The sequence below is a fragment of the Halomonas sp. KG2 genome, assembly GCA_030440445.1.
Taxonomy (GTDB): Bacteria; Pseudomonadota; Gammaproteobacteria; order Pseudomonadales; family Halomonadaceae; genus Vreelandella.
In genome coordinates, this window is the sequence record CP098528.1 from 1,086,515 (window position 1) to 1,111,326 (window position 24,812).

The 24,812-nt window shown below is 53.9% G+C and carries 24 protein-coding genes; 12 read left to right on the forward strand and 12 right to left on the reverse strand.

Features of this window, described 5'->3' with window-relative positions; genetic code table 11:
• Positions 1-243 precede the first annotated feature (243 nt).
• Both NDQ72_04945 and NDQ72_04950 read left to right on the forward strand, forming a co-directional pair.
• Entirely contained in the window at positions 244-1,164 is a 921-nt protein-coding gene (locus NDQ72_04945; protein WKD29302.1) for a LysR family transcriptional regulator, read from the forward strand.
• 99 nt (positions 1,165-1,263) lie between these two features.
• Complete coding sequence (locus tag NDQ72_04950; protein ID WKD29303.1) at positions 1,264-2,286, forward strand: glutathione S-transferase family protein; 1,023 nt, start codon at positions 1,264-1,266, stop codon at positions 2,284-2,286.
• Between the two features lie 124 nt (positions 2,287-2,410).
• Here NDQ72_04950 and NDQ72_04955 read toward each other — a convergent pair whose 3' ends face one another.
• Complete coding sequence (locus tag NDQ72_04955; protein WKD29304.1) at positions 2,411-2,893, reverse strand: PRC-barrel domain-containing protein; 483 nt, start codon at positions 2,891-2,893, stop codon at positions 2,411-2,413.
• Positions 2,894-2,942: 49 nt separating this feature from the next.
• Positions 2,943-3,140, reverse strand: a complete 198-nt coding sequence (locus NDQ72_04960) for a CsbD family protein (GenBank protein WKD29305.1) — start codon at positions 3,138-3,140, stop codon at positions 2,943-2,945.
• Between the two features lie 507 nt (positions 3,141-3,647).
• Here NDQ72_04960 and NDQ72_04965 point away from each other — a divergent pair.
• Positions 3,648-5,360, forward strand: a complete 1,713-nt coding sequence (locus NDQ72_04965; GenBank protein ID WKD29306.1) for a DEAD/DEAH box helicase — start codon at positions 3,648-3,650, stop codon at positions 5,358-5,360.
• A 158-nt stretch (positions 5,361-5,518) separates the two neighbouring features.
• Positions 5,519-6,211 (forward strand): deoxyribonuclease V, encoded by a 693-nt coding sequence (gene nfi, locus NDQ72_04970; GenBank protein ID WKD29307.1) that lies wholly within the window; start codon positions 5,519-5,521, stop codon positions 6,209-6,211.
• Here nfi and NDQ72_04975 read toward each other — a convergent pair.
• On the reverse strand, positions 6,204-6,920 hold the full coding sequence (locus NDQ72_04975; GenBank protein WKD29308.1) for a glutamine amidotransferase: 717 nt from the start codon (positions 6,918-6,920) through the stop codon (positions 6,204-6,206). The genes nfi and NDQ72_04975 overlap by 8 nt on opposite strands.
• Before the next feature lie 136 nt (positions 6,921-7,056).
• On the opposite strand from NDQ72_04975, the gene tpx reads away from it, so the two are divergent.
• A complete protein-coding gene (gene tpx, locus NDQ72_04980; protein ID WKD29309.1) occupies positions 7,057-7,560 on the forward strand; it encodes a thiol peroxidase in 504 nt (167 codons plus the stop codon).
• Between the two features lie 21 nt (positions 7,561-7,581).
• Here tpx and NDQ72_04985 read toward each other — a convergent pair whose 3' ends face one another.
• Both NDQ72_04985 and NDQ72_04990 read right to left on the reverse strand, forming a co-directional pair.
• Positions 7,582-8,253, reverse strand: coding sequence for a type 1 glutamine amidotransferase (locus tag NDQ72_04985; protein ID WKD29310.1), 672 nt, complete (start codon positions 8,251-8,253; stop codon positions 7,582-7,584).
• 29 nt (positions 8,254-8,282) lie between these two features.
• Positions 8,283-9,290 carry an amidoligase family protein gene (locus tag NDQ72_04990; GenBank protein WKD29311.1) on the reverse strand — a complete coding sequence of 336 codons (1,008 nt, stop codon included), beginning with the start codon at positions 9,288-9,290 and terminating at the stop codon, positions 8,283-8,285.
• 128 nt (positions 9,291-9,418) lie between these two features.
• Here NDQ72_04990 and NDQ72_04995 point away from each other — a divergent pair, with 128 nt between their 5' ends.
• The gene (locus NDQ72_04995; GenBank protein WKD30349.1) at positions 9,419-11,917 is read left to right on the forward strand and encodes a mechanosensitive ion channel; all 2,499 of its coding nucleotides are present in this window, start codon (positions 9,419-9,421) and stop codon (positions 11,915-11,917) included.
• Here NDQ72_04995 and NDQ72_05000 read toward each other — a convergent pair.
• Positions 11,834-12,265 (reverse strand): hypothetical protein, encoded by a 432-nt coding sequence (locus NDQ72_05000; protein WKD29312.1) that lies wholly within the window; start codon positions 12,263-12,265, stop codon positions 11,834-11,836. The two genes, NDQ72_04995 and NDQ72_05000, sit on opposite strands and share 84 nt — an antisense overlap.
• A 65-nt stretch (positions 12,266-12,330) precedes the next feature.
• Positions 12,331-13,410, reverse strand: coding sequence for a J domain-containing protein (locus NDQ72_05005; protein ID WKD29313.1), 1,080 nt, complete (start codon positions 13,408-13,410; stop codon positions 12,331-12,333).
• Between the two features lie 112 nt (positions 13,411-13,522).
• Between NDQ72_05005 and NDQ72_05010 the strand changes: the two genes are divergently transcribed.
• The 6 genes from NDQ72_05010 (at position 13,523) to NDQ72_05035 (ending at position 20,178) form a co-directional block, all read left to right on the forward strand.
• A complete protein-coding gene (locus tag NDQ72_05010; protein ID WKD29314.1) occupies positions 13,523-14,953 on the forward strand; it encodes a hypothetical protein in 1,431 nt (476 codons plus the stop codon).
• Between the two features lie 123 nt (positions 14,954-15,076).
• Complete coding sequence (locus tag NDQ72_05015; protein WKD29315.1) at positions 15,077-15,766, forward strand: CBS domain-containing protein; 690 nt, start codon at positions 15,077-15,079, stop codon at positions 15,764-15,766.
• 194 nt (positions 15,767-15,960) lie between these two features.
• Entirely contained in the window at positions 15,961-16,740 is a 780-nt protein-coding gene (locus NDQ72_05020; GenBank protein WKD29316.1) for a ThuA domain-containing protein, read from the forward strand.
• Positions 16,737-17,786 (forward strand): Gfo/Idh/MocA family oxidoreductase, encoded by a 1,050-nt coding sequence (locus NDQ72_05025; protein WKD29317.1) that lies wholly within the window; start codon positions 16,737-16,739, stop codon positions 17,784-17,786. Before NDQ72_05020 ends, NDQ72_05025 begins: the two co-directional genes overlap by 4 nt.
• A gap of 60 nt (positions 17,787-17,846) precedes the next feature.
• A complete protein-coding gene (locus tag NDQ72_05030) occupies positions 17,847-19,109 on the forward strand; it encodes an ABC transporter substrate-binding protein (protein ID WKD29318.1) in 1,263 nt (420 codons plus the stop codon).
• 76 nt (positions 19,110-19,185) lie between these two features.
• Positions 19,186-20,178 carry a LacI family transcriptional regulator gene (locus tag NDQ72_05035; GenBank protein WKD29319.1) on the forward strand — a complete coding sequence of 331 codons (993 nt, stop codon included), beginning with the start codon at positions 19,186-19,188 and terminating at the stop codon, positions 20,176-20,178.
• A gap of 4 nt (positions 20,179-20,182) precedes the next feature.
• Here the strand turns inward: NDQ72_05035 and cdd are convergent, their stop codons facing one another.
• Genes cdd through deoC form a run of 5 tightly spaced genes read right to left on the reverse strand, consistent with a single transcriptional unit; the run spans position 20,183 to position 24,809 of the window.
• Positions 20,183-20,590: a cytidine deaminase gene (cdd, locus tag NDQ72_05040; GenBank protein WKD29320.1), complete on the reverse strand. Its 408-nt coding sequence runs from the start codon at positions 20,588-20,590 to the stop codon at positions 20,183-20,185.
• A gap of 23 nt (positions 20,591-20,613) precedes the next feature.
• Positions 20,614-21,339 carry a purine-nucleoside phosphorylase gene (deoD, locus tag NDQ72_05045; GenBank protein WKD29321.1) on the reverse strand — a complete coding sequence of 242 codons (726 nt, stop codon included), beginning with the start codon at positions 21,337-21,339 and terminating at the stop codon, positions 20,614-20,616.
• 54 nt (positions 21,340-21,393) lie between these two features.
• Positions 21,394-22,638, reverse strand: coding sequence for a phosphopentomutase (locus tag NDQ72_05050; GenBank protein WKD29322.1), 1,245 nt, complete (start codon positions 22,636-22,638; stop codon positions 21,394-21,396).
• Positions 22,638-23,990, reverse strand: coding sequence for a thymidine phosphorylase (gene deoA, locus NDQ72_05055; protein WKD29323.1), 1,353 nt, complete (start codon positions 23,988-23,990; stop codon positions 22,638-22,640). The genes NDQ72_05050 and deoA overlap by 1 nt, the downstream gene beginning before the upstream one ends.
• Positions 23,991-24,809, reverse strand: a complete 819-nt coding sequence (deoC, locus tag NDQ72_05060; GenBank protein ID WKD29324.1) for a deoxyribose-phosphate aldolase — start codon at positions 24,807-24,809, stop codon at positions 23,991-23,993.
• Positions 24,810-24,812: the final 3 nt, after the last annotated feature.

A 24,812-nucleotide genomic window follows, 5' to 3' on the forward strand; every position in this document is an offset into this window, starting at 1 on the left:
AGCGATCGGCTGGTGTTAGATGCTGTCTTTTTTGTAAAAAATTGTTTCTTTTGTCGTGTTTGGCAATTTTAGTGTCGGTTAGCCGTGATTTAAGGGAAAAAGTGTCAGGTAGCTCCCCTTGGCAGCCTGATACCTAGGAATAATTGTTTGCAAGCAAGTACTCAGCGCTTTTTCCTGGCATTCTATAAGGGTTTTTCGAACATAAAGCGGATTATTTCGCTGTTTAGCGTCGAGGGAATCGAAATGTCTCGAGTAACTCTTGCACAGTGGCAGATGCTGGCAGCCGTTGTTGACCATGGTGGGTTTGCGCGGGCGGCCGAGGCTATTCACAAAAGCCCATCTACGCTTAATCATGCCGTGCACAAGCTAGAAGAGCAATTGGGTGTTCAGGTGCTGGAACCGGTGGGCAGGCAGGTACGCCTAACTGAGGCGGGCGAACTCTTATTGCGCCGGGCTCGTCAGTTAATTGAGAGTGCTGCCTCTTTAGAAGATGTTGCTACCCGTTTGGCTGCAGGCCTGGAAGCTGAAATCGTGGTCGCTATTGATCAGATTTTTCCAGCTGCTGCTCAAGCGAAAGCGCTTGAACGTTTCTCGGAAACGTATCCTCAAGTCAGAGTGCAGTTGCATGAAAGCGTGCTCAATGGTGGTACGGAAATGCTCCACGATGGTCGTGCGGACCTCGTCGTCTCAGGGATTGCGGCTCAAGGGTATTTAGGTGAACCGCTGGTGAACGTGCGGTTTATAGCCGTTGCACACCCAAGCCACGAGTTGCACCAGCTTAGCCGCTCGCTAGACCTTCGGGATCTAACCCAACACCGTCAATTGGTAGTGCGTGATTCAGCGATACGCCAGTCGACTAATTCCGGCTGGTTGAAAGCAGAGCAACGATGGACGGTGAGTCACTTAAACACGTCATTAGATATGCTGAAGCGTGGGTTAGGGTTTGCCTGGATGCCAGAAACCCGTATTGCTGATGAACTTTCAAGTGGGCAACTCAAACCTTTGCCGCTCAGTGCTGGTGGGATACGAATGGTACCTATGCAGTTGATATTCAGAGACCGAGATCGCGCTGGCCCTGCAGCCCATGCCATGGCACAGGCATTGAAGCAGGGAGTGAGCGAGCTCTGCCCTAAGGATTCGATTTCATCGAATGAATCGCCGTAAAACATCCGCTTGAGCATCGGGGAAGCGGGCGTATGCTAAACGTCATCAGCACTATTAATACGTTTACTACATACGATTATTACAACAGGAGACCGCCCGATGGGACTGCTTGTTAACGGCGAATGGGTTGATCAGTGGTACGACACTAAGAAGCATGGTGGAGAATTTGTCCGTGAGTCTGCTCAGCTGCGCGACTGGGTGGGCGACGATGCCATGATGGGCGCACCGTCAGGCAAAGAATGGGAAGGGCAGAGCTACCCTGCGCAAGCAGACCGTTACCATCTTTATGTATCACTAGCCTGCCCTTGGGCGCATCGAGTTCTTATTATGCGCAAGTTAAAAGGGCTGGAATCACTCATTGGCACTTCCCATGTCAGCCCGTTGATGCAGGATAAGGGCTGGACGTATGACCAAAGTGAGGGCTCCAGCGGGGATCCTGTTAACCACGTCGACTATCACCATCAGCTCTATACGATGAGTGATTCTGCCTATACGGGACGGGTCACGGTACCGCTGCTTTGGGATAAGCAACGTAGCGCAATAGTCAATAATGAGTCGGCTGATTTGGTGCGCATTTTTAATCACGCGTTTGATGAGTTGACCGGTAACGATTTAGATTTTTACCCTGATGACCTGCGTCGCACTATTGATGACATCAACGACGATGTGTACGCGCACATTAATAACGGTGTTTATAAGTCGGGTTTTGCGACGGATCAGCAGGTGTATGAAAAACATGTGCTGGCTTTGTTCGATGCTTTAGATCGAATGGAAAAACGCTTGAGCGAGCATCGTTATCTGGCGGGGGAGTGGTTAACAGAGGCGGATATTCGGCTTTTCACCACGCTGATCCGTTTTGATGCTGTCTACTTCGGTCATTTTAAGTGCAATTTAAAACGTATTGAAGATTACCCCAATCTAGCAAATTACGTTCGCGAGCTGTATCAGTGGCCGGGAATTGCAGAGACCATCAATATGGACCAGATAAAACGCCATTACTACTACAGCCATGACACGATTAATCCAACGCGTATTGTGCCAGCCGGACCGCTATTGGATTTAGAGCGCCCTCATGATCGTGAACGCTTGCCAGGGCAGGGCATCCGTCGTCGAGCTTCATAATTTATAAGCAGAGAGCTTCTCAGAAATTGCATCTCAAACCTCGTTACTAACGAATGGGCCACCCAATTGCAGGGTGGCCCATTTGGCTAGTTAACCGCTAGCTTAAGCGATTTAAGCTGGTAGCTTACTGGTTATCATTAACGGCTTCGCGAGTAGACTGCCAGGCGCTTTGAGCACCTTCTTTGGTCGTTTGCCATGCATCGCGGGCACTGTTTTTAGTCTGTTCCCACCAATCGCGATCGTAGGTAGGGAAGGATTCAACTTCCTCTTGGGAGGCCTCAAGCATAATGCGGTGTCCGGTATCACCATCACTCTCGGTATGGGTTTCCAGGGTAAATTGATCAGTATTAATAACAATTTCACGACCACCAAGGCCAAGAACTGCACCACTTTCAATGACTAGCGCTGAAATGCGCATTTCTTCATCAAAAAGAATGTCTTCGACTTCACCTATTTCTTCACCAGAACCACCCGCAAAAAACACCTCTGCATCCATGATGTCATCTGCAGAATACATACCTTGGGGTTCAGTTGAGGCCTGAACACCGAAGGCTAAGCTGCCTAAAAGGGCGGTACTGATAGCAGTGGTAAGCATTGTCTTGCGCATAGCATCTCTCCATGTAGCTATTAATGTGCGGTTAATTGGACGACAAACGTTAAAGATCGTTCGCCCATTCATCAGCGCGGCGTTCGGCTTCTTCCCGCTCTAAACCATATTTCTGCTGTAGCTTGCCAACAAGTTGATCTTTTTTGCCGCCAATCTGGGTAAGCTCATCGTCAGTTAATTCACCCCAGCTTGCGCGAGCTTTTCCTTTCATTTCTTTCCAGCTGCCTTCAATTTGATCCCAGTTCATAGCATCACTCCTTGAAGTTAGTGAACATCGTCAGGCACTTCTCAGGTTAGACAAACAGTGAATATGTGCAAGTCGGAGTATTAATAACGGTTAAAGCAAAAAAACTGGTCATAAGCGACTGGCGGTGTTAGGATGCGCCCTCCTCGCATGTGTTGACCCCTCCATCACGACGATAAGCAATTTCCTAGGTAGCGTTGACTACGAAGTGAAATGCTTGCTGGAACATCTTGCCAACTGCAGATGTTCATTGCTGTGAAGATGGCGCGCCTCCAGTATTTCACCAAACGGGTGAAATCGGCGCAGAAGGTCGCCACAGCGGTTAGCCCGCTTATGCGGTGTTTGCTAACCGAATGCTAGGTGCGACCGGCGTCTCCGACTCCATTGATGATGATATCCGCCTTGCGGATCCTTGTTTATTAATATGCATTGTCACGCGTATTAACGAGCAGAGTCAGAGACGCTTACGATGTTTTTTGCCGGAAAAACCGGCCTACCAAGGTGTGATTAATGACCTCGACTTCTGTCGCTTCGCCGAGCTTCGGCGATCTTGCTCTGTTGCCTGCCGTTCTCTCTGCTGTTGAAGCACAAGGCTACGAAATTCCCTCGCCGATCCAGGCGCAGACAATTCCTGCGTTGCTGGAAGGCCGCGATATGCTGGGCCAAGCACAAACCGGCACCGGCAAAACCGCTGCATTTGCATTGCCATTGTTATCGCGTTTAGAACTTACCCGTCGCGAGCCTCAAGTACTGGTTATGGCTCCGACCCGTGAACTTGCTCAGCAGGTTGCGGCTTCGTTCAGTAAATATGGCCAAAACCTCAAGGGTCTTGAAGTCGCTATCCTTTGTGGTGGCCAAGAGTACCGTGAACAGTTAGGCGCGCTAAAGCGCGGTGCCCAGGTTATTGTTGGCACCCCTGGCCGTATTATCGATCACCTTGATCGCGGTAGTCTGAAACTCGACGGTCTTTCGGCACTCGTGCTGGATGAAGCTGACGAAATGCTGCGCATGGGCTTTATCGACGACGTAAAACGCGTGGTTGCCGATACCCCTAAAGATGCTCAGCGTGTGTTCTTCTCGGCAACGCTGCCGACTGAAATTGAGCGCATTGTTAACCGCTATCTGGTTAATCCGGTAAAAGTTGCGATTGAGTCGCGCACGACGACCGGTGAAAACATTGAACAGCGTATTGTACGCGTCGATGGTGGCGCTAAGCTTGAAGCAGTGGCACGCATCCTTGAAGTTGAGCCGGTTGATGCCGCTATTGTCTTCGTGCGTACTCGTGCTGCTTGTACCACGCTGGTTGAACAGCTGACAGCTCGTGGCGTTAATGCCGCTGGCCTGTCTGGCGATCTAGACCAAAGCCTGCGTGAGCGCACTATTACACGCCTCAAGCGTGGCAAGGTTGATGTGCTGATTGCGACCGACGTCGCTGCTCGTGGTCTTGACGTTCCGCGTATTACGCACGTTATCAACTACGATCTGCCGCAAGACGCAGAAGCTTATACTCACCGTATCGGTCGTACCGGTCGTGCGGGCCGTAGCGGTATCGCGATTACGTTCGCTGGTTTCCGTGAAGGCCGTAAAGTGGGCTGGATGGAGCAGGCTACCGGTCAGAAAATGACTGAAATGCCGCTGCCAGACGAAGCCGCTATTCGCGCTCACCGTGATGACGTATTCCATCATCGCGTTGTGGCAGCCCTGACCAAAGGTGCTGAAGAGCAGCGTGCACTGGTTGAGCGCCTGGTAGAAGAAGGTCATGATGCCGTTGAGCTAGCTTGTGCTTTTGCCGCGATGGCACGTGCTGACGAAGCGCCGATTGGACGCTTGCAAGCCCCGCGTAAAGAGCGTGCTCCGCGTGATAGCGCGCCTGGTGGCAAGCCCGGTGGCCGTCGCGAGCGCTCAAGCGCACCTAGCGAAGGTATGATTCGTTACCGTGTTTCTGTTGGCCATAAAGATGGCGTTAAGCCTGGTCAACTGGTGGGTGCACTGGCGAACGAAGGTGGCATCGAGGGCGCGCGTATCGGCCGTATCGATATCCGCAACGCTTTCTCGGTAGTTGAGCTACCCAGTGGCCTGCCTTCCACTATTCTGGCGAAAATGGCACGTGCCCGCGTTGCTGGTCGCCCGTTAGAAATTAGTGAAGACAGTGCACCTGAGCGTGCTCCACGTCGTCGCCGTGATGACGGTGATGCACCCGTTCGTCGCCGCGAACGCGCTTAAGTTAATGTATAGCGCCATATAACGGTGCTTTAAAACGACGTTTAACGATCGTTCTATCCCCTTACGCCCAGCGGCTTAAGGGGATTTTTTTTGCCTGTCATTGCAGCTGGGAAATTGAGCTACGTTAGTATGGTTATGGTTCAGTAAAAGGAGGCTGCATGGACGCACCGCTACATGACTGGAATTTAGCTCCAAAAGAGGCCGTAGCGCTGCAAACAGTGCTGGCGAAACGACTTGAAACCACTGATCGTATCGGTTCTGTGCACCATATTGCTGGGGTCGATATTGGGTTTGAAGCGGGTGGTGATATCACTCGGGCGGCGGTCGTTGTCCTAAAATGGCAGCCTGACACCACGCAACACCTAACGATGGTAGAGCAGGTGGTTCATCGTGAGCCAACGCGGATGCCTTATATTCCCGGGCTGCTCTCTTTTCGCGAGATCCCAGCCGCTCTGGAAGCGTTCGCTAAGCTTGCGATCACACCCGAACTGGTAATGGTCGACGGGCAGGGGATTGCGCATCCTCGACGGCTTGGTGTCGCTGCCCACCTGGGGCTATGGCTGAATTTACCGACGATCGGCATCGCTAAGTCCCGCTTAACGGGGCAGCATGCAGAGGTGGGAAACACGCGGGGGGATTGGGTGCCTCTAACATCAGGTAACGACGTTATTGGTGCCGTGCTACGCTCGCGGGAAAATGTGAAACCGGTGTTCGTATCGCCTGGGCATCGATTATCCCTTGAAACATCGCTTGACTGGGTGGTGCGCTGTTTAGGACGCACCAAGTTACCAGAACCCACGCGATTAGCGGATCGGCTTGCATCAAGACGCGACCAAAAGCGGCTTACGTAAAGCGTAGGAAATGGCGCAGTAGGCTAGAGGCCGCTTGAGTGTCGGTGATCGCGTCAATGAGGGCGTCGGGATTTTCACCTTGGTCGCGCAATGCGGCTTTCTGGCGCTCGATATAAGCATGCATCACTGGTCGGGTGAACTCTGGGTGAAACTGCACGCTCCATTGGCGGGGGCCATAACGTAATGCTTGATGAGCATCGTGGTTGTTATGCGCCAACACCGTGGCGTTGGGTGGCAACTGCATGACGGACTGGGCGTGGGTCAGGTGAGCCGAGAAGTGTGTGGGCAGCTTGCTAAACAGGGGGTCTTGATGGCCTGCTTGGGTCAGTCGTACCTTGCGCGTTCCTGATTCTCTTCCTGCAGGGTGGTAATCGCTAATGCCACCGAAGGCTGACGCCATCAACTGGTGACCATAGCACACGCCAAGCATAGGGACGTTCTCGGCTAGCGCTTGCTCAAGCCAAGGTTTTAGCGCCTCGCTCCATGGCTCCTGTTCGCTCACCATACTGTGGGAACCCGTGAGCATAATGCCGGCGAATGAGGTAGGAGTAGGTGGAACACCTTGTTTGCGCGCATCCCAAACCCTGAGTGACAGATGTGTCGGCAGTACCGTCGAAAGCTGATTGATAAAGAGTTGCTCGAAATCACCGTATTGGTCGACCACTTCAGGGAAGGCGTCACCGGTTTTGATAATGACTAAAGAGGTCATGGCGTTCTCGTTGTCCTGTCAGAGGCAAGGTTAGCGAAGAAAGGTTAGAGAGGAAAAGTTAGCCCAATCAGGGCATTGCCCTGTAAGGTGGTAGTTCTCACCATACACCTTTTTCGCTTTATATTAGGAGCCTAATATGCAACAGATAACCCGTGCTGGCGAGCCCATGGATGTGGCGGGAACGCTACCTGCTCCAGGCCAAACTGCTCCGCTGATGACGCTCACCAATGCCGATTTGAATGATGTCACCCTTGATACTTATTCGGGCAAGCGCAAAGTACTGAATATTATCCCCAGTGTGGATACGCCCACTTGTGCGGTGTCTACTCGGCGGTTCAATGAACTGGCCTCGCAATTGGATAATACCGTGGTACTGGTGGTGTCTGCTGACCTGCCATTTGCAGCCAAGCGCTTTTGCGGTGGAGAAGGGTTGGATAACGTTGAAACCTTGTCTACCTTCCGCCATCGAGAGTTCCAAGAAGCTTGGGGTGTCGCATTGGCTAATAGTGCAATGGAAGGGTTGTGCGCCCGTGCCGTGGTAGTGCTCGATGCAGACAACCGCGTGTTGCACAGTGAGCTGGTAAGCGAGCTGAAAAATGAGCCTGATTATGAGGCCGCGCTGGCAGCCCTAAAAGGCTAGCCAGAGGCGGTACGCAGGTTGCTAGCCTGCGCCTTGCTTCGCTGCCGCCACCAGTGCACTAATTAAACGTTGCTGGGGGCGGTTGAAAATAAGCCATTCGGGATGCCACTGCACGCCAATCAGAAAATCATGTTTTGTCGACTCAATTCCCTGGACTAGCCCGTCCCGGTCGCGGGCGACAATATTGATACCGTCACCTGCTTGATTGACCGCCTGATGGTGCAGGCTATTCACGCGACACCACGTGACGCCTAACAGCTGATAAAGCTTGCTTCCTCCGACAATATCCACTGTTTTGCGCGGTAGCACAGTGCGCCGTCGTTTCAGGCCTTCATGGGTGGTATAAATATCAGGGTCGAGGGTGCCTCCTAAATGGACGTTGATTAGCTGAGCTCCCCGGCAAATTCCCAATACAGGAGTGTTTTGTGGAATAAATCGGCCGAGTAGATTGAGTTCCAGTTCATCGCGGGCTGGGTCTAGCCGCACATCCAGCTGTACTTCGCCGCCGTAAAGGTGTGCTTGGATGTCATCGCCGCCTCCAATAATTAGCCCGTCAAGATGGGCAGGCAAGGGGCGTGATGGGGACAAGCGAAGCGGTTTGCCGCCATGTCGCCATACGGCGAACCAGTCAAACCACCACGCTAGGTGGCTTTTTTGATCAGAGGTTGTAATCCCAATAAGTGGTCGAGACATGCTGGCACGTTCTCACTCAGGCAGTGTGTTTAGGATGACTTCAATAGGCCAAGCAGCTTCGTTTTACAGCGTTTCCACCAAGGTTGGCTGTGTTCAGCAATATACTCATCGCAGCGAGCGCGCAGCACCTCACTGTTTGCGGCTAGCTTTTCTACCTCAACCCAGCGATTCCACTCCACAACTGACCCCCAACCGGGCTGAGAAAGCTGCGCATTGGGTAGCCGGTAATGAAACGTCGGGCGTGGTTTAGTGAGCTGGCTATGCAGCAGCTCATGGGGATGGTCAGGACGCAGGTGCGCAAACAGCGGCAGTAGATCTAACTCTCGATTACGCGTTGGGTTGTAGTGCAGATAGTCATCGATAAACGTATCTAAATCAGGCTGATAACCAGAATCCAGGACTTTAAGAGCGTACTCTTTATGAAATGGATTGGCGTGAGGCAGTACTTCACGGGTAATGTCGACTTTGATTTCATCGCGCAGCCAGCTGGCGAGAAGCAGATACGCTTGCATCATGGCTAGAAGGTAAGCAACGTCAAACCGTTCTACTTCAGGGTTTAGATGCAAGCCAAATCCGTAGAGTAAGCTGGCATCCGTGCCTTTCGCGCCTTTGTCGCGTAGGGCACTAAATAGCTGGTCTAGTTCACCTAACTCATCCCAGGGAATCGGCGGGCAGACAATTTCCGTAGGCACTAGGCCCGTCACCATGTCGCCAATCAGTTCGCGGGTTTTTTGATGGAACTCTATTCGCCGATGGCGCTGCTGGCGTGCCCATTCACTGTCGCTTTCATGGTGTTCTTCCAGTAACGTCTTATCAGGATGAGCATACTGGGTATCCAGCTCAATACCGAATTCGCCCCATCGAGTCGCTTCAACGAGTAGCCGATGGGGACTGACCACGTTAAGCTCACCCCCAAATAGCTCGCGTACCAGCTCAGCGGTATCATGCGGCGGGAGTCCGGCGAATTCGATTTCCACACCGACACGCCTTGTTTTTCCATCACTATTTGTACGGTTAGGAGGAGCGTGCAGCGTCATCTCGGTATCCTTGAGGTGAACGTTTAAGCCAACAGCCTATCATAGTCACGCATTAAGGCTGAGCGTACAAAGTTAAGTAAACGCTAACTAAGTGGCGTGTTATGTCAGTTCATTTTCGGGAGTTAAGCGTGCGACAGCACTGGACAATCAATATCGTGTTAGGCGTTTTTTTGACGCTACTCCTAGGTGTGATGACCTTCGCACAGGCGCAGAGCGTTTCTCTGCCAAGCCTGGGGGGAGGCAATGATGCATCAGAAGAGCAGAGTGTCAGTAGTGAACGCTTCCAAAGCTCGCTGAGCGATGTGATCGCAATGCTGGAGAATGAAGAGCAGCGTAGAGCGCTGCTCGACTCCCTGCGTGAATTGCAGCTTGCCACCGAGGCTGGCGAAGAGGACAAAATCGTTCATCAAGGCCTGCTGGGCGCACTAGCCGATACGCTGACCGATATTGGCGAGCAGGCTCAGGCTGGCGATTCGCCGGTTGATGAATGGTCACGACAATTGGTTCAAGGAGCTGCCGACTTACGCGCATTAAATGATGGTGCTGACCAGGGGGAGGCGCTACGCGCAGTGGCTGAAGGCGCCGTCCTTGGTGTTATTTGGGGGACGCTGCTGGTCGTTATGATTGCGTTTGGGCGTTTGATCGCCACACGACGAGAATGGCCGCTTGATTTGCCTCGTGACCCGAAAGCCTGGTTATTGGCAGTGCACTTTTTACGCCGCATGTTGCCTTGGGCACTGTCATTCGCGATTACCCTAGGGATTGGGCAGATATTACCTTACAGCCCAGGCCGAGCGGTTGTACTGGTTGTGGCTTACGTTTGTGTGTGCGGTCGCGCGTTGTCGGTGGTGATTGAAACGGTCATTGCGTTTTTCAGCCGTGGCCATCGTTTTACAGCGGTACAGGTGCTGCAGCAAAAAGCCTTGCGTGGTCTGTTTGTCATTGGCGCATTAATCGCCTTGGGCGATGCGGTGAACTCTACCCGCTTGGTTGAGCTACTGGGTAGTGAGCTTTCCAGCTTAGTGTCTGTGCTTGCGAATATGTTGGCTGCGCTGCTTTCAGCACGCTTTATCTTTAAATTTAAACGACCTGTTCGCCATTTGATCTGTAACCGCCCTTACAAGCAGCGCCGTGATGCTAGTGCCGCCGTTGAGATGATCCGTGCGCTGGGCGGCCTCTGGCATATTCCTGCGCTGCTGATGGTGGGTGGCTCATTATTGGCGATCTTTATCACCGTGGGTGATGTGGGTACAGCGCTTGCGCGCTCGATTATCTCGGCAAGCTTATTGGTGTTGACGTTAGTGGTGACGGGCTTGTTAAGACGTCAGTCAGAGCGCTTGGGTAAGCGCCGTCATCGCCGTCGTTACAGCCAATATCGTAAGCGTTTAGAGCGCTTCGGCTTTGTCCTTGCCCACCTTTGCGCCTGGATGGTATTCGCCGAACTGTTTATGCAGGTTTGGGGCGGTTCGCTGTTTGGCCTTGGTCAGCAAGCGGTAGCCAGTGCCCGTATTGGTCAAGCCTTAATAAGTCTGGGGTCAACTATTCTGCTGGCTTGGCTGGTCTGGATCTTTGCTGATACGGCTATTCAGCGGGCGCTAACGTCATCCGCGCGCTCTCGCGGAAGGCGAGTGAATCAAGCTCGGGCGCAAACCATTACGCCGATGATTCGTAATGTTATTTTTGTGACGATTTTGATTATCGCGGTGATTGCCGGGCTAGCAAATCTTGGCGTTAACGTCACACCACTACTTGCGGGTGCGGGTGTCATCGGTCTGGCGATTGGTTTTGGTGCCCAAACGTTGGTGCAGGATTTAATCACCGGGATCTTTATTCTGATTGAAGACTCCCTGGCGGTGGATGATTTCGTGCAAATTAATGGCCATATGGGGACCGTTGAGGGATTAACGCTACGTACTGTGAAGCTGCGTGATTTAGATGGGGTTGTCCATATCATTACCTTTAGCCGTATTGAGTCGATTCATAATATGTCGCGCCAATTCGGCATTGCGCTAATGCGTATTCGTATCCCTTATGCGATGAAAATTGATGATGCAATTACGCTGATGCAAGAAACAGCGCAAGAGTTACGCAAAGACCCTATGATGCGCCACTATATTTGGTCACCTTTAGAAATGCAGGGTGTGCAGGGCTTTGAAGATGGTTGCCCTATTTTGCGCATGCGTTTTCGCACAGCACCAGAAATGCAATGGGACGTATCGCGTGCCTTTAACTTGCTATTGAAGCAACGCATGGAAGCGCAGGAAATCGATCTGGGCGTACCGCGTCTCAGTGTCAGCATGGAGGCGCGTTCAGAAGATCGTCGGCAAGATCTTATGCCCGATGAGACTGCGAAAGCAGAGCCTACGGGAAAAGAGCGCGCCGGCACGGATTTCACGCTCGATGAGCCGGGTGACAAGAGCAGGGGAGGGAATATCAGTGATGAAGACGGCGATAGCCCGCGAAAGCGGCCAGCGCCGCCAAAACCAGCTCCGCGCCCGACAGAAGCTGAAACCCGCCGAGATGAGCGCGAGCGAGCAGAGGCCTCATCCTATGCTAAGCCCAAGGCCCAAGGCGAGCCCAAAAGCGACGCCTATGCCAGCACCAATGGTGAGCAGGGCAACGAGTAGCCATGGGCCTTTGAAACGCCGCCAGCGGTTATAAAGCGATACCGCAAGACTGACGCGATCAATCAGCTCGTCATGGCGCGAAATAGCATGATCAGGTGGTAGGGAAAAGTCGTTGGCTACATCGCCTTGCCAATGAGCCGCGTGGGTGAGTCCAAGCCTTGCCCGCAGTTGTCCTATGTCGCTGACGGTTTTGTGGAGCTTGTTATAAGCGTCGCGATGTTCTGCAACACCAAGTACGGTTTCAGCATCCTGGCGCAACGCGCTGTTTGGGCAGCGAGCCACCGCGCTATTGATTTCTTGATCGCTCGCGTCGGGTGTTAGTGTCAGTCGTTGATACAAATCGCGCATAATGTTCGAGTCGATACTCACTTTCGGTTTGGGTGCTCTGCCCTTAATCGTTAACAGTAGGCTGATCAGGTGTTTTGCATCAAATAATCGTAGGCACTTTTGATGCGCTGAAAACGCGTTGATGCCAGTGCTATTTGATGTTCACTACCCGAATAGAAACGGTCAGGGTGGTGCAACTGCGCCATGCGGCGATAGGCACGGCGAATATCGGCACGATTAGCCCCTGGTGTTAGTCCTAATACTGCCAGCGCCCGTGTGTTGCGATCGGGTGGTGAAGAGGGGCGCTCCCGCTGTTGGCGACGGGCTTCTTCCTGACGCTTCTGCTCTTGTTGCCAGCGCTGACGCTCTTGCTGTTGGGTCTGTTCTTGTCGTTTGCGGCGCTCTTGTTGTTTGTCCTGTTCCCGCTTGTTCTGTTCCCGCTTGGCCTGCTGCTGTTTTGCCTTCTCACGGTGTGCTTCTTCCTGTTGGCGTTGTTTATTCTGCTGCTTTTGTTGCTTTTGTTGCTTTTGTTGCTTTTGTTGCTTTTGTTGCTTTTGTTGCTTTTGTTGCTTTTGTTGCTTTTGTTGCTTTTGTTGCTGTTGTTCTTTATTAGCACGCTGGCGCTCTTCGGCCTCTTTTGCTTTCTGCTCAGCCGCGTGTGCATCACGTGCCTTGCGCGCGTGATATTCTGGATCGTGCACCTGCCAGTAAGCATCTCGACTGGGGTCCTCTGCTGATTGCAGTGGTTTGCCCGTTAACTCATGAAAGAGAGTGCTGAATGTGGCAGGTGTGATATTTAGCAAATCAGCGAGAAAGCCCAGAATGTAATGGTTATTCAGAGATAGCTCGCCATCGTCGGTGGCTACCGTGATCGCTTGGTAAAGTATGCTGAGACTGCGCTCGTTGGAACACTCTTTGCGCACAACCTCGGCCGCTAACTGAATGGCTTGAAGGTCTTGACTATGGGCAATGCTCATCACCGGCCCAAGTTCATGCCCGTGACGAAATTGCGCGGTGACCTGAGCCAGTCGGCGTCGCCGCTGGCCTTCAGACACCTGCTGGCGATGGACAAGCACCCAGGCTAACAGTAGTAGTGTTGCCGTATCCACTTGGCTGCGGCTCTTTAGCAGCAACAGCTCAAAGGGTGAAAAACGGGCAATGGACATTCCTTGGCTCCAAGGCAAAGAGGTTAACCGCAGAAGTGCTTTAACGGCCATCCTGATAATGATTGGCCATGGTATATCATCGCGTTACGCAATGAAGTAGGAGATTCGTTAGGTGATCAATGTTGAGCGTAAAAATAGCTTCCAGCTGAGGCTCACTCGACGGCTCAAGGAAGAAACGTCGCACACGCTCGATGTTTACCTATTTGTGCCCAAAGAGCTTGGGCTTAGCACCCATGTCATTTCAGAAGAGGCGTTTTATCACGGCGCGATTAGCGTTTCACGCACTTACTACAGTGATGAGTACCATTTACCGTTGGTCCATAGTCGTTTAGCGAGCCGTAATCAGTTAGGCAGTGATTCCTATCGGTTAAGTTTAAGTTTGTACGCTTATCAATACGTTGGGGCGTTAGAGCGAACGACTCAGGCAATGCTGGTCAGCGCCCGAAAACTACGCCATGCAACTAGCGATCAACGCCAGGAGAGCGGCGAGCTTCAAGAGCTTGCCGATGCGCTCCGTGATCAACTGTATGAAATGAGTGATTTGAGTGACGGCATTCTTAAACGGTTGCGGCGCAATTCGCCCACCGACGAGCGGCTCTATAAATACTTTGCCAACATCGATAATTACCTTTCCTGGTTTACCGAGCAGCAACTGTTGGCATTGGTAGCGCATATGCCTCGTGGCGGCGAGTTTAGTGAGATAAAACGTCGCTTTATCATTGTCTGCCAGCGTGAGAGCGACTATCGAAAAGAGCAAGAGTATAACGCTGAACGGGTGATGGAAGATCCCACTCGGATGTCGAATAAAATGCGCTTGCTAAGGCGGCTTATTGAGCATCCCATTACGCTCAAACAGCGTGCTCTAGAGCTTGGGAGCGGCGAGCAGAAGGCAGTAAAAGCGTTGGCGACGGCAGTGGTAATGGCGTTTGTATCGCTTGGTGTGCTCCACTTGCGTAGTGTGCTGGGCGATGTCACTGCGTTGTTTGTATTGGCGTTGGCGCTGCTTTATGCGATGCGGGAGGTGTTTAAAGACGACCTGCGTAACACGCTATGGCGCTGGCTTCGGCGTGGAAGGCCAAAGTGGCGGCGGCAATATATCGACCCCACGCGCAATCAATCGGTGGGTCGGCAGTTAGAGTGGTTCGACTATAAGCGCTATGCCGCACTAGATGCTGATATTCAGCAAATGCGCCGTCGAACGGTCGCTCAGCGTGAAGAAGAAGTACTGCATTATCGTTCCAGCTCGCGTATGTCGCCCACCCGCTTTTTAAGCGGCTATGAGCATACCCGTGAAACGCTGCATATCGATCTTTCCATGCTGACGCGCTTAATGAGCAAAGAGAAGCACTTCATTTACCGTCTGAAGGAAGGTCAGGCCGTTAGAGAAAGTGTCGAGAGACGTCACCTGTTTAACTTGGTCATTCGTGAGACGGGTAGTGAGGACACAACCTACCTAGCTCGCTGGAAAGTGGTTGTGAGCCGTTCTGGCATTGTCGATGTCGAGAAAGTCGCTGAGGAAAGTGTAGAGAAAACCAGCAAATAAACTGCGTTGGATCAATAGACGGGCACTGAGGCTGGGCCTGCATAGCGAAATCACCAGTAGCACACTAGTCTCAAAGGTGAGCCATATAATTTGCGACTGCGACCCTGTCGCCTGGAGGATACTGTGCAAGCTATCGACATTATGACACCCAACGTGGTGTGTGTAGGGCCCGACGCAAACGTGCGCGATATAGCGCAGTTGCTACTCGAAAATCGCATTAGTGCCGTACCGGTCGTCGATGATGAGCGTAGAGTGTTGGGTATCGTGAGCGAAGGCGATTTGATGCGTCGCGTGAAAGATGAAGCGGACGATAACCGCTCTTGGTGGCTCTCGCTCTTTAGTGGCGGTAAAGACGCGGGGACATATATTAAATCCCATGGGCGTAAGGCGCATGAGGTAATGACCTCCAAGCCACTAACTGTCGAAGAAAATGCACCGCTGCATAGCATTGCTCGTTTGCTGGAAAAGCATCACATCAAGAGGGTGCCAGTGGTGCGAGACGGTAAGCTCGTTGGTATTGTCAGTCGCGCAAACTTACTTCAAGGGATTGCTAACGCGGTTGTAGCGCCCACTCAGTCGCCGGAGGATGATCGCTCTATCCGTGAAGCCATTCTCAAAGAGATCGATAATAACACCGGTGTGCGAACCGAAAGCTTCAGTGTGATTGTTGATGGTGGGAACGTAGAGATTTGGGGGCTAGTAGAGTCAGTAGAACAGAAGCAGGCAGTGACCGTAGCAGCTGAAAATACCCAGGGCGTCAAGCGTGTTGAAAATCATCTTGGCATGATGCCCCGCGGGACGGGCTACTTCTAACACGTTGTGTTTCTTAGCTAAACAGCCTGTTGCTTTATGCAGCGGGCTTTTTTATGAGCGCTAATGCGCACTCTTTTTACTCTTGTGAAGCGACTAAAGTTGCATTTAAGTAAACGTTTACTCTTTGCGAGTAAACGTTTACTTTAAGCCTCACCTGTCATTTTTTAAGATGTTTTATGTCGCAAGGAGAAGCTATGAGCATTAACGTGACCGTATGGGGGGAGAACGTCCACGAGCAGACCAATGACATCGTGGCGCGTATTTACCCTAAGGGTATGCACCAGTGCATCGCCGAAGGTTTAAACGAAGCAGAAGGTATCGATGCCACTGCTGTCACATTACAAGACCCAGAGCAGGGCTTGAGCGAAGCAATGCTTGAAAGCACCGATGTACTGCTATGGTGGGGCCACGCCGCCCATGGCGATGTGTTGGAGGAGACGGTTGATCGCGTTCAAAAACGCGTACTCCAGGGCATGGGGTTGATTGTGCTGCACTCGGGGCACTACTCGAAAATTTTTAAGCGCTTAATGGGAACTACGTGTTCACTCAAGTGGCGTGAAGCGGGCGAGCGGGAACGGCTATGGGTAGTGAACCCAGGTCACCCGATTGTTCAGGGCCTGGGGGACTACATTGAGCTGCCCCATACCGAAATGTACGGCGAACCGTTTGCGGTGCCTAACCCCGATGAAGTGATCTTTATCAGTGCCTTTGAGGGGGGAGAGGTGTTCCGCTCCGGCCTGACCTACAAACGTGGCAACGGCAAGATTTTCTACTTCCGCCCTGGCCATGAAACCTATCCGATTTATTACGATGCCCAGGTGAAAACCGTGTTGAAAAACGCCGTGAACTGGGCACGCCCGGAAGGCTCGCGATGGATCGACAGCTGCCCTAATGTGCCCGCTGACCAAGCGCCTAATCCGGTCGAGATTAAAGGCGAAAGCCTGCATAAACCCGGCGAGGAGGGCTTTAAATGATCCGTTTAGCGATAATTGGTGCAGGCAGCATGGCTGGCGAGCACGCCAAGCATTTTGGCCGTCTTGAAGGCATCGAAGTGATGGCTGTGTGCGACCGAGACCTTGCCAAAGCCCAGGCGTTTGCCGAGCATCATGGCATTGCCGACGTGTATCAAGACCTGGATGCCATGTTGGCTCGGGATGATATTCACGCGGTAAGTAACGTCACCCCTGATGGTGTTCACAAAGCCACGTCGCTGGCCGCCATTGCCGCAGGTAAGCATATTCTGTGTGAAAAACCGCTGGCGACAAATGCACAAGATGCCCATGAAATGGCGGCCGCTGCTCAGGCCGCTAACGTGATCAACATGGTCAACCTAAGCTACCGCGATGCCCCGGCGATTCAACACGCGCGTGCACTGATTGCGGGAGGGGCGATTGGTCAAGTTCGTCATGTCGATGCCAGTTATAGGCAAAGCTGGCTAGTGAGTAACGCCTGGGGGCGCTGGAATGAAGATAGCCAGTGGCTGTGGCGGCTTTCTGAAGCCCACGGCAGCAAAGGCGTATTAGGCGATGTTGGTGTGCATATTGTCGACTTTGCCAGCTTCCCTGTTGGCGACATTACCCGAGTAAACTGCGAGTTAACCTGCTTTGAAAAAGCCCCAGACAATCGCATTGGTGAGTATGTGCTGGATGCCAATGATACCGCGCTGATGAGAGTGTCATTTGCCAATGGTGCGAAAGGCACTATTCAGGCCACTCGCTGGGCAACAGGGCATCACAACTCGCTGGCGCTGAGTGTGCACGGCGATAAAGGCGCGATTCGTATTGACCTGGACGCCTCAAAAGAGGATGTGCAGGTATGTCTCGATGATGACGTACATCCTGCCCGCTGGAGCACTGTGAAAGCACCGTCCACGCCGAGTATTTACCAGCGCTTCGTCGAGAGCATTCGTAGTGGCAATAACGATCAACCGGATTTTGCCCGCGGCGCGGCGATTCAAACCGTGCTCGATGCCTGTTTCGTATCAAGCCAGGAAGACCGCAGCCTAGCGATTGCCAGCTAGGTGGATGGCTCGACCCTTTAACTAGCTCCCTACCTACCAATAACAATAGAGGTGAATGCTATGCGTCACTACCTGCGCTCGTCAGCGATACTGTTTGCCCTGCTGCCCACAACGCTGCCTGCCATGGCGGCTGAAATTACCATTGCCTGTGGCGATGGTGGGGCGGCAGATTTTTGCCCAACCCTGGCAGAACGGTGGGCCGATGCTAATGGTCACCAAGTGAATATCGTCACCACCCCGGCATCACCCACTGAGAAGTTGTCGCTTTATCAGCAACTATTAGGCAGCCAATCGCAAGATGTGGATGTGCTGATGGTGGATATTGTGTGGCCAGGGCTACTTGCCGACCATTTGGTTGACCTAAATGACTACCTGCCGGAAGGCGCGGCTGACGGCTTTATTCCTTCGCTGATGGATAACAATACCGTGCAGGGCAAGCTGGTGGCGTTGCCGTGGTTTACGGATGCAGGGTTGCTCTATTACCGCCAGGACTTGTTGGACAAGTACGACGCTGAAGTGCCGCAAACCTGGCAGGCGTTGACGGACACTGCGCGACATATCCAGCAATCTGAGCGCGACGCAGGTAATGCGCGCATGCATGGGTTTGTGTTCCAAGGGCGAGCCTATGAAGGGCTGACCACCAATGCATTGGAGTGGATAGCCAGCCACGGTGGCGGCACTTTTGTGGATGCCGGTGGGCAAGTCACCATCAATAACCCCCAAGCAGTAGAGGCCATTGCGCTAGCAGCCTCTTGGGTGGGGGACATCAGTCCTGAGGGCGTGCGCAACTATATGGAAGAAGAAGCTCGCGGGGTGTTCCAATCGGGTAACGCCGTGTTTATGCGTAACTGGCCCTATGCCTGGTCGTTGGGGCAGGCCGATGGTACACCCATTCAAGGCAAGTTTGGCGTCGCGCCGTTACCCCGCGGGCCCGAAGGGCAGTCTGTCGCGACGCTTGGCGGCTGGAACTGGGCGGTTTCACGCTACTCAGAGCATCCTGATATCGCCGCTGACCTAGTGGCTTATCTCGCCGCTGAGGAGCAGCAGAAAGCTCACGCCATTGAGTTTGGTCGAAACCCGACGCGGCCTGTGCTCTATGAAAATGCCGAGGTGCTGGAAGCCCACCCGTTTATTGGCGAACTTTATGCAACCGTTATGAACGGTGTGCCACGTCCTGCAAGCGTTACTGGAGAAGCGTATCCGCGGGTGTCTAACGCCGTGTTCAACCGTGTGCATGACGCCCTATCCGGTGATATTTCCCCCGAACAAGCAATTCAGCAGCTCGATAGCGAGCTTGCCCGCATAGGTAGGCGTGGTTGGTAGCTGGATTTGCCGCAATGCTCAGCGATTTTCGGCACAATTTTTGGCACAATCATAAGCTGAATCGCTGAGGCATGGCATGAAACAGACCAAACAGAGCGCTCAAACGGCGACCATACGCGAAATAGCCCGGCGGGCCGATGTCTCTATTGCTTCGGTCAGCCGGGCACTTAATGGTAAGCCAGGGCTAAGTGACGCGTTGCGGGAAAAAATTCTTACCATCAGCCGCGAAGTGGCGTACCAGCCCAGCGCAGCGGCCAGGCAACTGATTAGTGGCAAGGCCGCAGTGGTAGGAATTTCCCTGGGGCGCCAGGATATCGAGCTGCGTCCTTACTATATTCTGCTTTACCAACACTTAACCGTCGCACTACACCAGCAGGGCATGGTGCCGATCTTTTTCCATCACGATCAGACGGCAGAGCTACCAGAACGGGCGGGCGCGGCTATTCTGCTGGGGGAAACCTCTGAGGATGAGCGTCCCAGCTTGCTAGAAAATGCCGGCGTGCCGTTTGTGCGCATTGGCAACCCAGGGCAAGGATTTTCGGTCGCACCGGATGATGCCCAGGGGGTTTATGAAATGACGCACCACCTTATCGCTCAGGGACGTCGGCAGCTTGCTTTTGTCGGTGGTGAGCTGGAAATGCCGGGGCCTCATAGCCGTTTAGAGGGTTACCGACGGGCGCTGGATGAAGCCGAGCTTTCTGAGCAACTAATTAGCCTGCCACATCGGTTTAGCTCAGACTCACTGACCAGTTATCGTTATTTAAATCGTTTGTTGGCGGAGACCACAAATGGCCAAGCCCCGCCATTTGATGCATTAGTATGCGCCACCGACGAGCTGGCTTTGGGCTGCGTTGCTGCGCTGGAAGACAGGGGGATTGACGTGCCTCGCCAAGTCGCAGTGACCGGTTTTGATGACCTGCCAGCGCTTGCCTCTGGGTTAACAACCATTCGTCAAGATATCGCAGCGATTGCGGCAATGAGCGTGGAGCTGCTGGGTGAAGCGCTAGCAAGCAAAGCGCCCCGGCATGTATCGTTGCCGGTGACGCTCGTCATGCGGGAAACAGGGTGAACGCTTAACGCGGTGGCAGTTGCTCAGGGCCGAAGGCATCGGGAAGCAGCGTTGCCATGGTATAGGTTTTTAGCACGTCGCCCTGGTGTGAAAGCACCATAATTTGCGTTTCTGGGGTGGCGAATTCACGAATGCGCTGGCGGCAGTCGCCGCAGGGTGTACACAGGTGCTCGCCTGGTCCCATCACGTACACCTTGGCAAGCTCACGCTGGCCAGCGGTGATCATGGCGGAAATCGCCGAGGCTTCCGCGCACAGCCCTTTGTAGTGCGCCACTTCCACGTTAGCGCCTGCAAACTGCTGGCCATCCGGGCACTCCATTACCGCGGCGACTGGATGATTGGAGTAGGGCGCATAAGCGTTGTCCAAGGTGGTCAGCAGCGTATCAACCAGTGCCTTATCCGCTTGGCTCATGGCGTTATCCTCATAAATGGCTATTAGGCCTTAGCGGCGTCGTCGCGTAGTACTGTGTCTAGCGCAATCGTCATCATGTCATTGAAGGTGGTCTGGCGGTCGGCGCTGGAGAGCGACTCGCCTTTCAGAATATGGTCGGACACCGTACAGATGGTTAGCGCGCGGGCACCAAACTCTGCTGCAACACCGTAAAGGCCTGCTGCTTCCATTTCCACACCCACGATGCCGTAGCGCTTGAGCAGTTCGGCCATATCGGTCTGCGGGTTATAGAACAGGTCTGCTGAGAAGATATTGCCGACTTTTACCGGCACATTCTGCGCCTTGGCGGCAGCAACGGCGTGGCTTGTTAGCTCAAAGTCAGCAATGGCCGAGAAGTCGTGGTCATTAAAGCGCATACGGTTCACTTTGGAATCGGTGCAGGCACCCATGCCAATAACCACGTCACGCACGTTGACGTCGTCGCGCACTGCGCCGCAGGAACCCACACGAATAATCGATTTAACGCCGTAGTCGGTAATCAGCTCTTTGGCATAAATAGACACCGACGGAATGCCCATGCCGTGGCCCATGACCGAAATTTCGCGGCCCTTGTAAGTACCGGTGTAGCCGAACATGCTGCGTACATCGTTCACCTGACGAACATTTTCCAGGTAGGTGTCGGCGATGTACTTGGCGCGCAGCGGGTCGCCGGGCATCAGAACGGTATCCGCGAAATCGCCCATTTCAGCATTGATATGTGGTGTTGCCATAAAACGCTCCTATTGATCGTTTTTTAATCAGATTAATTCGCTCAACGCTGCGGTTCAGGCAGCGTTAGGTAAAAAGCTCTTGCCGTCTTCCATCGCTTCAACGGCGAAGAAGGCGGCTAATGTCTGGCCGATATCGGCAAAGGTGTCGCGCTCGCCTAGCGGGCCGGGGGCAAACCCTGCGCCATGCACCATCACCGGCACATATTCGCGGGTGTGTTCGGTGCCTTCCCAGCTGGGGTCGCAACCGTGGTCGGCGGTGAGCAGCAACAGGTCATCGTCGTTGAGTGCGGCAAGCAGTTCCGGCAGGCGGGCATCGAAATGCTCAAGTGCGGCGGCGTAGCCCGGCACGTCACGGCGGTGGCCGTAAACCGAATCAAAATCAACAAAGTTGGTCATGATCATGGTTGGGCGGTCGCTGGTTTCTTTCGCGGTGCGGGCTACTTCGGCGAGCGTGGCTTCCATCAGGGCGTCGTGGCCGCTGGCTTTGACCTTATGGGTAATGCCGCAATGCGCGTAAATGTCCGCGATCTTGCCAATCGAGACCACTTCGCCGCCGGCATCGGCCAGTTTCTGCAATACGGTGGGGCTGGGCGGCTCAACGCTGTAGTCACGGCGGTTGCCGGTGCGGGCAAAACTGGTGCTGTCATCGCCGTTAAACGGGCGGGCAATCACACGGCCAATGTTGTAGGGCTCGAGAAGCTCGCGCACGGTTTCGCACAGCGCGTAGAGGCGCTCTAAGCCAAAGTGCTCCTCGTGGGCGGCAATCTGAAACACCGAATCTGCCGAGGTATAAACGATGGGCTTGCCGGTGGCTATGTGCTCTTCACCCAGACGGGCGATGATCTCGGTGCCCGAAGCGTGGCAGTTGCCAATCACCCCAGTGAGGCCGGCTTCTTGCACGATGGCGTCGAGCAGTTCAAGGGGGAAGCTGTTGGTTTTATCAAGAAAATAACCCCAGTCAAAACGCACTGGTACGCCAGCAATTTCCCAGTGGCCGGAGGGAGTGTCCTTGCCGCTGGAGATCTCCTTGGCGTGGGCGTACGCACCTGTTAATTGAGCTGGCAGGTTAACGCCTTCGGCGACGCTTCCCGTTGCATCGCGGTGGGCGTAGAACAGGCCAAGCGCCGCCATGTTGGGCAGTTTTAGGGGGCCTGAGCGCTCAGCGGTATCGGCGTTACCGCGGGCGCAGGCGGCAGCGATGTGGCCCAGGGTGTCAGCACCCTGGTCGCCGAATTTATCAGCATCGGGGGCGCTACCGATCCCAAACGAATCAAGGACTAATACAATCGCACGACGCATTAGGCTTCTCCTCGGAAGGTGTCTTGAAGCAGTGTGTCCGCTGCGGCAGGCTCTTCGCTAAGGGTCATGGCGGCACGCAACTGAGCAGCGGCACGCTTGGCCGCATCTTCACTGCGGGCGTGAACGATGGCTAACGGACGCTGGCTATCGACACGGTCGCCAATCTCGACAATATCGCTAAAACCGACGCTGTGATCGACGCTAGCGTCGTTGCGCAGGCGGCCACCGCCTAGCTCGACGACGCTCATACCGACGGCACGGGTGTCGATACGCTGTACGATGCCACTCTGCTCAGGGTACACCGGCTGAATAACCGGTGCGGTGGCCAAGTAGCTATCCGAGCGTTCCATAAAGTCGGCGGGACCGCCCAGCTCGCGTACCATGCGGGCGAAGACTTCGGCTGCTGCACCCGAGGTGAGCGCTTTTTCCAGCTTAGTTAGGGCTTCTTCACGGTTGTTGACCAGTTTGCCAGCGATCAGCATTTCCACCGCCAGTTCGCGGGTGACCTGCATAACGCGACTGTTGGCACGTTCGCCGCGCAGTAGGGCCAGGGTCTCGACGATTTCGACCGCGTTGCCAGCGCAAGGGGCCAACGGCTGGCTCATGTCGGTGAGCAGAGCTGTGGTTGGGGTGCCGGCTTGGGTTGCCACGTTGGCGATGCTTTTGGCTAGCTCGCGGGATTTTTCCGGCGTGGGCATAAAGGCGCCGCTGCCAACCTTAACGTCCATCACTAAGGCATCTAAACCAGAGGCCAGTTTTTTACCCAGAATAGAGGCGGTAATCAGTGGAATGGACTCCACGGTGGCGGTCACATCACGCACGCCGTAAATGCGTTTATCGGCGGGGGCCAGATTGCCGGTTTGGCCGATAATCGCTACACCGGTTGATTTCACCACACTGCTAAAGCGTTCCGGCGCTGGGTAGGGGTCGTAACCGGGGATCGATTCCAGCTTGTCCAGCGTGCCGCCGGTGTGGCCAAGGCCACGACCTGAAATCATCGGCACAAAGGCGCCGCAAGCGGCGACCCAGGGGCCGAGCACCAACGACACTAAATCACCAACGCCGCCGGTAGAGTGTTTATCGACAATCGGGCCGGGCAGGTTGAGGGAGTCCCACTGCATGACATGGCCAGAGTCGCGGGTCGCCGTGGTCAGGGCGACGACTTCTTCACGGCTCATGCCGTTTAAGAACACCGCCATGGTGAAGGCGCCAATCTGGGCGTCGCTGATGCGATCATCGGCAATGCCTTGTACGAAGGCTTTGATCTCTTCCGCGGGTAGCGGCTGATTATCGCGCTTCAGGCGGATCAGTTCCTGGGGTAGGAGAGCGTGATGAGAAGCGGTAGATGACATTTAGTAGCCTCCGTTAGTAGTGGCGAGCGATGCGGTTTGTGGGGCGCCGCTTAGCGTATTCAATAAATTACCCAGCAGGCTGGAGGCACCAAACCGGAAGTGCTCAGGCGTTATCCACTGCGCGCCCATAATGTTCGTAGCAAGTGCTAGGTACTCGGCGGCTTCTTCAGTGGTGCGCACGCCACCGGCGGCTTTAAACCCGACATCTTCACCGCTGGCTTTAATCGCGTTGAGCATGATCTCAGCGGCTTCCAGGGTGGCGTTTGTGTCGACCTTGCCTGTCGATGTTTTAATAAAGTCAGCGCCGCCTTCAATCGCCAGTTCACTGGCACGCTTGATAAGCGCGGGATCTTTGAGTTCGCCCGATTCAATGATGACTTTTAAGCGTGCTTGACCAGCGCAGGCGGCTTTACACATTTCGACCAGCTCTAGGCCAATTGCTTCATCGCCTGCCATCAATGCGCGGTAGGGGAAGACCACATCGACTTCATCGGCACCGGAAGCGACAGCGTCGCGGGTTTCACGGGCGGCGCCCATGATGTCGTCACCACCGTCTGGGAAGTTGGTAACCGTGGCAATTTTAACGTGGTCATTGAGCTTGTGAGCGGTTAGTGCACGCTGCGCGGTAACCACAAATTGCGGATAAACGCATACCGCTGCTGGGTTGCCAAAGGGTGTTTTAAGTTGCTGGCAGAGCGCTTCAATCGTGCTATCGGTGTCGCTGTCGTTCAGGCTCGTTAGATCCATGAGGGTGAGTGCTTGACGGGCAGCTTGGGTAAGTTGGGCTTGAGTGTGCTGAGAGGAGGCAGTCGCAGTCATGGA